This is a genomic window from Acinetobacter sp. 129952, from assembly GCF_056642055.1.
The window spans coordinates 40,389-52,478 of sequence record NZ_JBWVSU010000002.1; the positions used below are offsets into that span (position 1 = coordinate 40,389).

At 39.8% G+C, this 12,090-nt stretch carries 13 protein-coding genes and 1 tRNA gene; 11 read left to right on the forward strand and 3 right to left on the reverse strand.

Translation table 11 applies throughout. The annotated features are described in order from the left end of the window. Nucleotides 1-6 precede the first annotated feature (6 nt). From AC1IR0_RS02580 to AC1IR0_RS02590, 3 genes are all read left to right on the forward strand, one after another. The gene (locus tag AC1IR0_RS02580; protein WP_004645595.1) at nucleotides 7-705 is read left to right on the forward strand and encodes a DUF3820 family protein; all 699 of its coding nucleotides are present in this window, start codon (nucleotides 7-9) and stop codon (nucleotides 703-705) included. A 101-nt stretch (nucleotides 706-806) separates the two neighbouring features. Then, nucleotides 807-1,454 (forward strand): hypothetical protein, encoded by a 648-nt coding sequence (locus AC1IR0_RS02585; protein WP_409666449.1) that lies wholly within the window; start codon nucleotides 807-809, stop codon nucleotides 1,452-1,454. A 219-nt stretch (nucleotides 1,455-1,673) separates the two neighbouring features. Next, on the forward strand, nucleotides 1,674-2,024 hold the full coding sequence (locus tag AC1IR0_RS02590) for a hypothetical protein (protein ID WP_409666451.1): 351 nt from the start codon (nucleotides 1,674-1,676) through the stop codon (nucleotides 2,022-2,024). 247 nt (nucleotides 2,025-2,271) lie between these two features. Here the strand turns inward: AC1IR0_RS02590 and AC1IR0_RS02595 are convergent, their stop codons facing one another. Beyond that, nucleotides 2,272-2,490, reverse strand: coding sequence for a hypothetical protein (locus AC1IR0_RS02595; RefSeq protein WP_180038768.1), 219 nt, complete (start codon nucleotides 2,488-2,490; stop codon nucleotides 2,272-2,274). 987 nt (nucleotides 2,491-3,477) lie between these two features. Here AC1IR0_RS02595 and AC1IR0_RS02600 point away from each other — a divergent pair. Beyond that, complete coding sequence (locus AC1IR0_RS02600) at nucleotides 3,478-5,049, forward strand: sensor domain-containing diguanylate cyclase (RefSeq protein ID WP_409666453.1); 1,572 nt, start codon at nucleotides 3,478-3,480, stop codon at nucleotides 5,047-5,049. A gap of 35 nt (nucleotides 5,050-5,084) precedes the next feature. Here the strand turns inward: AC1IR0_RS02600 and AC1IR0_RS02605 are convergent. Further along, nucleotides 5,085-5,160: transfer RNA gene (locus AC1IR0_RS02605), tRNA-Arg, on the reverse strand. A 190-nt stretch (nucleotides 5,161-5,350) separates the two neighbouring features. On the opposite strand from AC1IR0_RS02605, the gene AC1IR0_RS02610 reads away from it, so the two are divergent. From AC1IR0_RS02610 to AC1IR0_RS02640, 7 genes are all read left to right on the forward strand, one after another. Next, on the forward strand, nucleotides 5,351-6,286 hold the full coding sequence (locus AC1IR0_RS02610; protein WP_004645601.1) for an ABC transporter ATP-binding protein: 936 nt from the start codon (nucleotides 5,351-5,353) through the stop codon (nucleotides 6,284-6,286). Continuing rightward, a complete protein-coding gene (locus AC1IR0_RS02615; protein WP_004279041.1) occupies nucleotides 6,283-7,056 on the forward strand; it encodes an ABC transporter permease in 774 nt (257 codons plus the stop codon). Before AC1IR0_RS02610 ends, AC1IR0_RS02615 begins: the two co-directional genes overlap by 4 nt. Then, nucleotides 7,056-7,871, forward strand: a complete 816-nt coding sequence (queF, locus tag AC1IR0_RS02620) for an NADPH-dependent 7-cyano-7-deazaguanine reductase QueF (protein WP_312328007.1) — start codon at nucleotides 7,056-7,058, stop codon at nucleotides 7,869-7,871. The genes AC1IR0_RS02615 and queF overlap by 1 nt, the downstream gene beginning before the upstream one ends. A 19-nt stretch (nucleotides 7,872-7,890) precedes the next feature. Continuing rightward, nucleotides 7,891-8,544, forward strand: coding sequence for a hypothetical protein (locus AC1IR0_RS02625; RefSeq protein ID WP_409666455.1), 654 nt, complete (start codon nucleotides 7,891-7,893; stop codon nucleotides 8,542-8,544). 289 nt (nucleotides 8,545-8,833) lie between these two features. Then, entirely contained in the window at nucleotides 8,834-9,835 is a 1,002-nt protein-coding gene (mltB, locus tag AC1IR0_RS02630; protein WP_409666457.1) for a lytic murein transglycosylase B, read from the forward strand. A 288-nt stretch (nucleotides 9,836-10,123) separates the two neighbouring features. Next, a complete protein-coding gene (locus AC1IR0_RS02635; RefSeq protein WP_004279046.1) occupies nucleotides 10,124-10,738 on the forward strand; it encodes a septal ring lytic transglycosylase RlpA family protein in 615 nt (204 codons plus the stop codon). 241 nt (nucleotides 10,739-10,979) lie between these two features. Continuing rightward, nucleotides 10,980-11,435 carry an Mpo1 family 2-hydroxy fatty acid dioxygenase gene (locus AC1IR0_RS02640; RefSeq protein WP_409666459.1) on the forward strand — a complete coding sequence of 152 codons (456 nt, stop codon included), beginning with the start codon at nucleotides 10,980-10,982 and terminating at the stop codon, nucleotides 11,433-11,435. A 33-nt stretch (nucleotides 11,436-11,468) separates the two neighbouring features. On the opposite strand, the gene AC1IR0_RS02645 is transcribed toward AC1IR0_RS02640, so the two are convergent. Beyond that, a complete protein-coding gene (locus AC1IR0_RS02645) occupies nucleotides 11,469-11,969 on the reverse strand; it encodes a DUF3465 domain-containing protein (protein ID WP_409666461.1) in 501 nt (166 codons plus the stop codon). Nucleotides 11,970-12,090: the final 121 nt, after the last annotated feature.

The window sequence follows — 12,090 nt, forward strand, 5'->3', positions numbered from 1 at the left end:
TCCGACATGCAGGCCATTATTCTTGATACCGAAACGCATACTTTAAATGGCCAACCCATCGAAATTGCTTATGCGCCTGTCGAAATTGTAGAGCATAAAATCAGTCTGGATAAAAGCCGCCTGTTTGATCAGCTCTACTCATGTGACGAAGCTATTTCTTTTGCTGCCATGGCCGTGCATCATATTCTGGAATCGGATCTGGAAGGTCAGCCGCATTACAGTACCTTTCGCCTGCCTGATGAAACCGTCTACATGATCGGCCATAATATTGATTATGACGTCCGTGCCATCGAAAAATGTGGTGTAGATACTTCAAAAATCAAGGCGATTTGTACACTGGCTTTAGCACGTCGGGTCTGGCCAGATGCGGAAGCACACAATATTTCTGCCCTGATTTATATGATCACCAAAGGCAGCGAAAGAGCGCGTGAAATGATCCGTAAAGCGCATCGTGCCGATATGGATATTATTTTAACTGCCAATATTTTGATGCATATTGTGCATCATTTAAAAATCAACAGTATGCAGGAATTATTCGACGCTTCTGAAGATGCCCGAATTCCACGTACGATTAATTTTGGTAAACATCGCGGCACCGCTATTGCAGAACTACCTGCTGACTATGTTCAATGGTTGTTGCGTCAGGATGAACTGGATCCTTATTTACGTAAGGCCCTTGAAAATACGGCGATCACGACATTATAGGTTTTATCAAAACAAACCTCAGTATTTTAATAAATACTTCATATTAATGTAATTTTCACAGACTATGCTCTAGCTGAATTTAAGCAACCATCTATTCAGCTATGATGCATTTTTATAAAACTCAACGTGGGATCGAGGTGCTACAGGATCGCTCCATCCCACTGACCGCACGCCAACGCCGCTTATTGGTTCTGATCGGCAGCCAGGATTTCAACTTATTAAATGATGGCTTAAAACAACAGCTTGCTCCTGCCGAACTCTTAGATCAGCTTTATGCCATGGATTTAATTATTCCAGCTGAAACGGGCGAGGTAGCCATCAGTCAAAAGCAGGCTGATGCAAGAACAGATACAAAAGTTGACCTGGCACACTCCGAGATTCACCGTTCGTTAGACTCATCGATAGCAGCGGATTCTGCGACAAAAGATCTCAACCCCGAGATGGAGCCCATAAAAATACTGCAGAACACTCCATTTGCTGAAACGGATTCAAGCCATGAACAAAAGCTGCCTGAACTCAAACTCATGTCTTTTGAAGATCTTAAATATATGATGATGGAAAGCTTACAAAAATATTGTGGCTTGATGGCCAAGCAGCAAATTCACCATATTTTACGGGCACCGGATGTGCGCAGTTTGAAACTTTGTCAAATGCAATGGATCACATCACTTCAGGAAAGTCGCATTGCTCCTCAAGAATTGAATCACATTCTGAAGCAGATTAATTTTGCTTTAGATCAATTGCAGTAAAATGAAGCGCCTGAATAAGAATATCTTAGTCTTTTAAACTCTTAAATAAGCGAGTTTAACAATGAGGCAGCTTTAATTATTCAAGATAACTAATTGGTTATTTGATATATTTATATTTAAGCAAAATTTAAAGCTCGAAATATCCGACTTAAGCGTGATAGAAAAAGAATTACAATCCCGCCATATAGGTGAGCATAGACATCCGATTGGATCATGTATATGTCACATTATTTAGAATTGGATGCGTTCGATAATCCCATGCAACTGAGTAAAATTGGCAACTGGGTGATCACCTTTTTAAGTCCGGTTGAAGAACTGCAATTTGTGCAACTGGCGATCACCTATGTACTTCCCCGCCAGATCAGTAACAGCTTGCAACCGCGCCGTGTATTGATTCAAAAAAGTCCCATTGAGCATCATTGGCTGATTCAGGCCATTGAATGTTTTGACAGCACGACTCGTCAGGAAATTTCTTTAAGTCCTGAGCATACAACCGCACAGCAAACTTTAGCGCAGATTCTAAAAGAATTTGAAAAGTATGATGTGAATGTGCAGCTTAAACAGATTTAATTACTTGTCCATTCTATTGATTTTTATAAAAATTGGATATTTTTCAGCTAATTAAGACTCATTACTACATTGTCCTCTCTTAGATATTGAATCAGCTTATGGTTATAGCTGCATACATTAGTATCCAAACTAGCAAATACCAAAGTATAAAAAACTCACCTAAATGGTGAGTTTTTAGCTGCTGAATCGGTGATTTCGGATAAATAAGTTCAATTTTTTTCTACCTATCTGAAGTTCACTGATTAAATTATTCGACAACGCGATAAATATTTGAAGATTGCTGACTTTCAAACAACAACTCAATGCTCGGCAGAATCGTTTCACCATCTACCACGATATGTTCAATTTTCTTGACCAGCTCAGCTGCATGATGAATGTTGTGCTCTGCAAAGGAACGCAGCATCGCTTTCGCTTCAGTCACTTGACTAAATTGATCTTTTACCTTGATATCAATCATTTTTGACATTTTTCCTTCCTCTCTCATTATCCAATTTGCAGTTTTTTATACCATAATTAGCCAAGCGATTAGTCTTCAAGATGTTAGCGAATTTGGCAGTGTAAACTTTTTTATCTGGATGGATTATAAGAAAAAGAATATTAAACTGAATGAATTGCGCAGACATTAAAAAAGCTCGCATTTCTGCGAGCTCTGTGTTGGATGGCTAGTGCTAGATTTATTGTCTGGTGATAAACATCAAACTCAACTAACTGTCATTGATCCGTCCAACTTATCGGTAGCGTCTTATTGGTTTTACGACCTACCATGAGTTCAATATAGCAGTATTTTTTTAACCGACAATACTCTTTTACACTTCTAAAAGAAGACTTATACAAGATTTTAATTGTCATTTTTTTAAAGCAGATTAGAATATTTCTGGCTTGTCTTACGAAGAATTTTGCATTCATATCGTCTTTATTTAATTCATTGATTTCTAGAAAAATACCTTATTAAGGCATACAACTTCCGGTTAAATAGCGGCTCATCTCGTTCATAACATCAATAAGCGCTTCAAAATTTAAACTGGAATATGATTTTTTATAAAAAATACTTCCGGGAAAGTAGCAATATTCAAAGAAACTACTGTCATAGAATCTATACTACTAATTTTCAAAAGGTTATCTTTAAAAAATTAACGACAATTTAATCTCCCATTAAGTTCAATTAACCATATTTTTGTCTGAGTACTTCATCATTTGGATGGACAGATCGAAATTATTGAATAGATTTTCTGAACGTTAAATACCATATTTTTATTTGTAGCATAATCAAATATTCAGAACCTTACTCAGCTTTTCAAAGCTACCCTATTTACAGCCAAGCGATCTATAAACTCTAAATTTGATCGAAATAAAAACTCCCACTTAATGGAAATTTAATTTTATAGCAACCTTAAACATTGAATATAAATGCAATACAATGCTCATAAATACATCGAGATATATATAACTTTTTATGTCAGCTAATAATTTTAGGAAACACCTTGATCTCAATTTAAGGCAGTTAATACTTTTATTAGCTATTTTCAGTGTGTCTAGCCTTTTTATTATTTCTCTCATTATTAGCTATCAGATCGTAAAAAATCAGTTAATCGACAATTCTCTTGCCTTAAATGCTGACCATGCCCATAAAATTGCATTAAGTACAGACAACCATTTTAGAAATATGCTTCTTGAACTGGACTATAGTGCCAAAATATTAAGTCAAGACTTTAACAACAATGAACTTAGAGAAGCCGAGGTCAATAAATTAAAATATCAGTCTGAACACTATAACAGTGTCGTGATCAGTGATACCCAAGGCAGACTAATAAACTTTTCGCCTAATATTTTGCATATTGATAAAAGCAAAATACAACATACTCAAGGGATTATTGACTCTCTCCATAAAAAATCGACTTATATATCTTCACCCTATTTTTCTGTACAAAAAAATATGATCGTGTTTATTTCTCAACCTATTTTTGACAAGTCAAATCACTATCAGGGCTTCATCGGTGCAGCGATTTATTTAAAAGAAAAAAATGTAATTAATCAGCTTCTAACCACTTATAAAAATTATAAGAATAGTTATATGTATGTGATTAACAATGAAAATAAAATTATTTTTCATCCGGATCGTGAAAGAATTGGGCAATGGGCCAGCAATAATACTGGTCTGAAATATATGCATGCGCATAAAAATGGTCAAATTCGTTTAATCAACAGCCAGGGCGTTGATAATCTGGCAGGTTTTTCTCATATTCCGACTTCAAACTGGATCGTGGTTTCCCAGCAACCTACCCATGATTTACTTAAACAGGCAAATTCTATCCTTTATAAATTAGCCGCAGGATTCTTTTTATTTTATCTGCTTGTTTTTTATATTGTATGGCGGCTGTCTGATTCTATCTCGGCCCCGTTGAACCAACTGGCAGATATGGCGAGTTTACTGAATCAGGCAGAAATTGGCTCAAAAATTAAGAATATCCAGCCCTGGTACTATGAGGTCACAAAATTCAAGTTAGCTCTACTGCTTAGTGTTCGCAAATTTTCACAACAAATGAGCAAAATGGATCATCATATTAATACAGATCCTTTAACCGGCTTGATGAATCGTCGTGGTTTGAATTATGTCATGACTCAAAACATGAAAATGAACATCCCTTTTTCAGTGCTTCTGATGGATGTGGATCATTTTAAAAACATTAATGACAATTACGGTCATGATCAAGGTGATGTTGTCTTAAAGCATATTGCCAAGACGATGCAGCAAAAATTTCGTAAAGATGATATTTGCTGCCGCTACGGTGGTGAAGAATTTATCATTATTATACCGAATAGCAATCTTACTGAAGTGTATGAAAGTGCAGAAAGGTTTAGAAAAGAGATTGCAGGGAAAGAGATTCAGGACATAGGTCACATTAGCATTTCGATTGGTATTGCTTCTTGGCCAGACAGTTCTAAAAATATTCTAGACGTTTTGAAAATTGCCGATAACAATCTTTATCGGGCGAAAGATGATGGCCGCAACTGTGTGCGTTACTAATTTGATTTATTTTTCAGTTTTATAGCTTAAATAAATGGTGCGCTCAGCGGGACTCGAACCCACGCCACAGGCTTCGGAGACCTGTACTCTATCCAGTTGAGCTATGAGCGCATCTTTTTTGGATCGCGCACATCATAACAAAAAAAAGCATAAGGTAAAGCAACTATCTCTAACTTCATCATTTTTATGCTTAAGCTTTATACAATGTTCCAAAACAGCAACACAGAATTGCGTGTGAATCACTTGGCTTATTTTGCGAGATCACTCACAATATCTCAACTTTTCACCATTTGAGATATTCATGACTGATGCACTGATCTTAAGGGATGTGTCAAAGACCTATCGCAATGGCTTTCAGGCATTGAAAGGAATTAACTTAAATGTACCAGAAGGTGAATTTTATGCGCTATTGGGTCCTAATGGCGCAGGAAAATCTACTACCATCGGTATTATCAGCTCATTAACAAAAAAAACCTCCGGTACAGTCGAAATTTTTGGTCATAATCTGGATACCCACCCCTCTCAGGCCAAACAGTGCCTAGGCGTAGTGCCTCAGGAATTCAACTTTGCCCAGTTTGAAAAAACCTTTGATATTTTGGTGACTCAGGCAGGCTATTACGGCATTCCTAAAAAAATTGCACAGGAACGGGCGGAGCTTTATCTGACCAAACTGGGTTTATGGGAAAAGCGTGCCACTCAGGCCCGCATGTTATCGGGCGGGATGAAACGTCGCCTGATGATCGCGCGTGCCATGATGCACGAACCGAAACTGCTGATTCTGGATGAACCGACGGCTGGTGTTGATATCGAGTTGCGTCGTTCGATGTGGGAATTTTTGAACGAGATGAATGAAAAAGGCACTTCCATCATTCTGACCACGCATTATCTAGAAGAAGCGGAAATGCTGTGTCGCCGTATTGCGATTATTGATCGCGGTGTGATTAAAGAAGACACCACCATGAAAAGCTTCCTGAGTCAGCTCAATGAAGAATCGTTTATTTTTGATCTGGCCGAACCGATTGAACCTTTGCATCTGGATATCATCGGCGTGCGTTTTAACCTGATCGATCCGATGACTTTAGAAATCACCATGGACAAGGCACATACCATGAATGATCTGTTCCAATTGCTGGAATCACAGAATATTCAGGTACGCAGTATGCGCAATAAATCCAATCGTCTGGAAGAACTTTTTGTGAAAATGGTCGAGAAAAATCTGGATGGAGCTGCGCAATGAACATTAATCAACTCAGCGTAGCTTTATATACCATTATCTATAAAGAAGTCCGTCGCTTTATGCGCATCTGGCCACAGACCCTGTTGCCACCTGCAATTACCATGAGCCTGTACTTTGTGATCTTCGGTAATCTGGTCGGTTCACGCATTGGAGAAATGGGCGGCTATAGTTATATGGAGTTCATTGTGCCCGGTCTGATTATGATGGCCGTGATCACCAATAGCTATGCCAACGTCTCGTCTAGCTTCTTCAGCTCAAAATTCCAGAAAAGTATTGAAGAACTGATCATGAGTCCGGTACCGATGCATGCCATTTTATGGGGTCATGTATTGGGCGGTGTGATTCGTGGGATACTGGTTGCGATCATTGTCAGTGCAGTGAGCTTATTTTTTGCCGATTTATACATCACCAACTGGTTTGTGACTATATATACAGTCTTGATTACTTCCCTGCTGTTTTCCTTGGGTGGTTTTATCAATGCCGTCTATGCCAAATCTTTCGATGATATCTCGATCATCCCGACTTTTGTGTTAACGCCACTGACCTATTTGGGTGGTGTATTTTATGCTATTTCGAGCTTAAGCCCATTCTGGCAAAATTTATCTTTAATTAATCCTGTCGTGTATATGGTGAATGCTTTCCGCTATGGCATTTTAGGACATAGCGATGTCAATGTCGCCATTTCACTGACAGTAATTACCTTATGTTGTGCCGTGCTGTATGCAGTGGCCTATCATTTACTCTCCCGTGGTTCAGGAATGCGTGAATAATGAGTGTAGAACAATCTCTCCTTGGTAAAGACACCAATTACCCGACAGAATATCATCCTGATGTTCTGTTTCCGATTTCACGCGCGCCTGCCCGTGAACAATACGCACATGTCGAAGCGATTCAGCAAGGTGCAGACTGGTGGCATGTGTTTGAAATTTCCTGGTTAAATCCAGCAGGTGTGCCACAAGTCGCCATTGGCCGCATTAGCTTGCCAGCGTCCTCACCGAATCTGATCGAATCTAAATCTTTGAAGCTGTATTTCAATAGCCTGAATTTTGCCAAGTTTGCATCTAAAGAGGCCTTTATCGCGACCGCAGAAAAAGATTTATCTACTGCGGCTGAAGCTAAAGTTAAACTGCAACTGTTTCAGGTTGATGAGTTAGAGATCAGCAAGCCTGAAGGCATCTGTATTGATGAGCTGACACCTGAGCGCCTAGAAAATCATCCAGATGCCAGTTTATTGGCTTTGGATTCGGATGATGCAGCAGAAGGTGAAATCCAGCTGTATTCACATTTACTCAGAAGTAACTGCCCAGTCACTGGCCAGCCGGACTGGGGAACAGTTTTTATACGTTATCAAGGTAAAAAACCTTGTTATAAGAGTATTTTAGCTTATATTATTTCCTACCGTCAGCATAATGGGTTCCACGAACAATGTGTGGAGCAGATGTTTGCCGATATCTGGCAGCAACTGAAACCGGAAAAGCTGATGGTCTACGCAACCTATACACGCCGTGGTGGATTGGATATCAACCCTTGCCGTGTATCGGATTTAACATGGATGCCTCGCCCTATTCGTTTAGCGCGACAATAAAAAACATTGAGGTTGAACAATGCCATTTTTTGGGTTTATTCCTTCTGCAGAGCTTTTAAATACAATTCAGACTGCACAAAAAAACAAAAATTCAAGTGAGCCGCTTTACCCATTGCGTGATAAAACCGCATTGATGATTAATGATGAAATTATTGATGCGATTCTTACCGAGCTGGTGCGTCGCTTTCCTGCCAGCGATAAACGTGATACTGCGGAAAAACTGGCTGGCTATATCAAGTCGACTGTTGCGGTTTTACTGAAGCAGCTATTGAGTAAAGCGCCGAACGATGTGGTCAGAGAGTCAATTGCATTCTCTGAGCGCAGTCTGTTTAAAGATCCTGAAGGACAGTTCCGCATTGGTGAATCACTGGATGCCAGTCTGGTGACGAATTTAAAACATCATTATGCGGAACTTAAAGCCGGTCAGAGTATCGATAAACAAGCGTTCAGCAACCTGTACAAGCAATTTGGTGAAGCGACAGTACGACATTTTATGGTCGACTTTAATAAAACCCTGGATCTTGGCATGATCAAACGCAAGGCAGCAGATATTGGCGCATCTGCAGTGATCAAGGCCATCAATATGGCAGCAGATAAAATCATTCTGAATTTGAATAAAGATGAGCTGCGCGCCATGGCCGAATATCACGACACTTTGTTCTATACAGAATAGTTCAAGATTTTCTACAAATCTTGAGGAATTAGCCTGACTTCGGTCAGGCTTTTTTATGATCAGTGAAATAGCTTGTTACAGATAAGCGACTCTATAAGACAAACTGCCGTAAAAATAGCCAATCCATCGCTATTTTTGTATAAGCGGCTAGGTCTCTTATTCATCCGAATGTTATCTTTAATCTGGCACTTTAAGCCTCACGATTGAAAAAATTTTATCAATCTTTTTCATGGCATGATTCAAATGACATCGCCAGCAACTCATCAAAAAAACTGGAAATCGTAGCAAGATGTTGAAATCGGATTTTTATAAAAAGTTTAAGCAGCTTTCAATCGCACTTACCGCATTTGGTCTCAGCAGTTTGAGTCTGGCCAACGATTTCCAATATCACCCTTCTTATGCCGCTTTTAAGCAGAATGCCATGCAGAGCTATGGGCTAAGTGCCCAGCAAGTAGATTCCGCCATGAGGGGGACGCGTAACCTGCCCAATATCATCAATATCATGAATCGCCCAGGTGAAAGTAAGCCTTGGTATTCGTATAAGACTAACTTCCTGGCTGAATCTACCATTCAGCGCGGCGTACGTTTTAAACAGCAATATGCAGAAACGCTTAACCGTGCTGAACAGCAGTTCGGTGTACCACAGGCGATCATTCTGGGCATTTTAGGTGTAGAAACCGGTTTTGGTAGCAACAAGGGCTCTTTTGTCACTCGTGATGCCCTAGCAACCTTAGGGTTTGGCTATGAACGTCGTGCCCAGTATTTTCAGGATGAACTGGCTGCTTTAATTGCCTGGTCGTATAGAGATGGTGTTGCCACCTCTTCTGTGGTGGGTTCGTATGCCGGCGCTGTTGGCTATCCGCAGTTTATGCCGAGCAACATTCCAAAATTCGGCGTGGACTACGATGGCAATGGTCATATTGACCTGCGTAACTCAGCGGTAGATGCGATTGGTTCGATTGCCAACTATCTGGCACAGCACGGCTGGCAGCGTAATCAGCCCATTGCCTTTCCGGCACGTTATACCGGTTCAAATCCCGATGCCGTGATTGCCAAAGATCTGACTCAACCTATGCCTTATGGTGTGTTAAAAACGCAAGGCATCAGCCCAATGAATCCAATCGTAAAAATTGACGATCTGGATCTGGTCAATGTAATTCAATTACAAGAGAATTATGGCTCGATTTACTACATCACTTATCCAAATTTTCAAGTGATTACCACTTATAATCGTAGCCGTATGTATGCTACTGCTTTGTGGCTATTAGGTACCGAAATTACCAGCCGTTAACACTGATAATTAATATAAATTATGAAAGTCAACATTTTTATGGGTTAATTTGTGCATATTTTAAGCAATCTTAATATCATGTTACAATGTTGATTATTTTTTAATCAATCATTGTTTATTTTGCGTTCTTTTTTTAACTATTTTAATTAAACACTAGACAGGGTATTGCCGGCATGAATATTATCCATTTCGTTAAATGTAGTTGCATAAGTTAAATATCAGGCATGTTTACATGGTTTTTCAGCCATTTATGAACAACCAATAGATATGCTGTTAGGAGTTGATTCGATGCATTCTTCAATTTTGAAGTCTTTTATGGCCATTGCCACGATCGTCACGCTGACGCAATCACAGGCAGATATGGTTCCGTCATCTTCATTCACCAATGAAAATGACAATTCGCGTCTTGCCACGCGAGTACTCAATAAAGAAGCTCAAAGCTTCAATTCAAATTTCACAAATTTGAACAGCCTTTCAATCACTGAACGTTCTGGCGATAAAGTTCGCCGTGAAACCATTGCAGCGAAAATTGAACTTCCTGCAGAAGAGCCTTCAGTGATTGAAAAACTGAATACAGTGGCTTCTAATACTGTACGTAAATTCAGTCAGACAGGTACAGCGTCTTGGTATGGTCGTCAATTCCACGGCCGTAAAACTGCAAGCGGTGAAACCTTTGACATGAACGCAATGACGGCTGCTCATCGTAGCCTGCCATTGAACTGCTATATTCGCGTAACTAACCGCAATAACGGCAAGAGCGTTGTGGTTAAAGTAAATGACCGTGGTCCTTTCCATGGCAACCGTGTTGTTGATTTATCTTACGGTGCTGCGAAACAGTTAGGTATTACCAGTGCCGGTACTGCAAAAGTCAGTATTGAACGTGTCGCTGGTCCAAATTCTTAAGATTTGACCTGCAACACATTTAACAAAAGCCACAGTAATGTGGCTTTTTTATTGTGCTCATTTTTACAGAAGAATATAAACGCCTCTGCTCAGCACTATCTTAAAGTTCTTTCAATAAAATTTTGGTAGGCTCATCCTGCCTGATAAAATTCGCTCGCTTGCATGATTAACTTTTGACCATATCCGGATTCTGCTTTATATTTCCAGATAAGCAAAACATGTTCATGGAATGGAGCGAAGAATGAAAACAATATCTGAATGGCTTGATGAATATAGTGACAGCCATCAAAATAAAACCAATAAGCTGATTCACTGGGTTTGCGTACCGACCATCTATTTTTCGATTATTGGCATTCTAGCGCATTTCAGCGCTTTGCTGACTACCCTGCTACTGGTTTTGGCTTTTATCTTCTATGCACGCCTGGATCTTGTTTTGGCAGTAGCGATGGCTACGTTGACTTTGGTCCTGGCCTGGCTCATCTGGATTCTGCCAGTCGGTACCGGTTTCTTTATTGCCCTGTTTATCTTGGCCTGGATTGGCCAATTTTATGGGCACAAAGTGGAAGGTAAAAAGCCTTCATTCTTTAAAGACCTCCAATTCCTCCTCATTGGCCCAATTTGGTGCATGGATGCCTATTTAGGTAAAATCCTACCGAACTGGAAATCACGCCATAACAGCGCAATTATGAGCGTTTAAACGCTACATTCGATTTATCCAATTGGAAAAACCTTATTGATAGGTTCTTCCTTGATGTTTTAACCAGCCATCGACATGCTTTCGCGCAGGATCATAATGCGTCCAGTGAATCACCCCGCCCTTGTCACTGTATTCATATTCTCCATAAAACTCGACCTGATCCTGTTTTTGAATACTCTGAATACGCGGTGCCAGATCGATATTATGTGCAACCAGTACAGTTTGGCCATTTGGTAATTCGAGGATAAACTTTTGATGGCGCGATCCTTCATGATCATCTGGCAAAACGGCAATCACCTGCCCGCTTGAACGCACTTGTAGATCACTCTGGCGCTGTTGAAACGCCCGTGCAATTCGGTCCAGATCATCAGTCGTTTGAGAGGGTACTAAATTAGGCTCTGAATCAAGCGTTTCAGTTGTAGTATCAGATGCGGATGGAATAAGTGGTTGGGATTGTTGTAGATCCAGGCCCAGATAAGCAGCAATCAACAGTATAATGATTGCACCGATGCTCAGATTGGTTTTATTTGGCATTTTTATAACTTTTTTATTAAATGATGAATACATGATCTGAGCTCTATCACCAAACCCAAATCCTATTCTTGAATTGCTGATGAAGAATAAATCAACATAAAAAAGCCCCATCAATCAGATA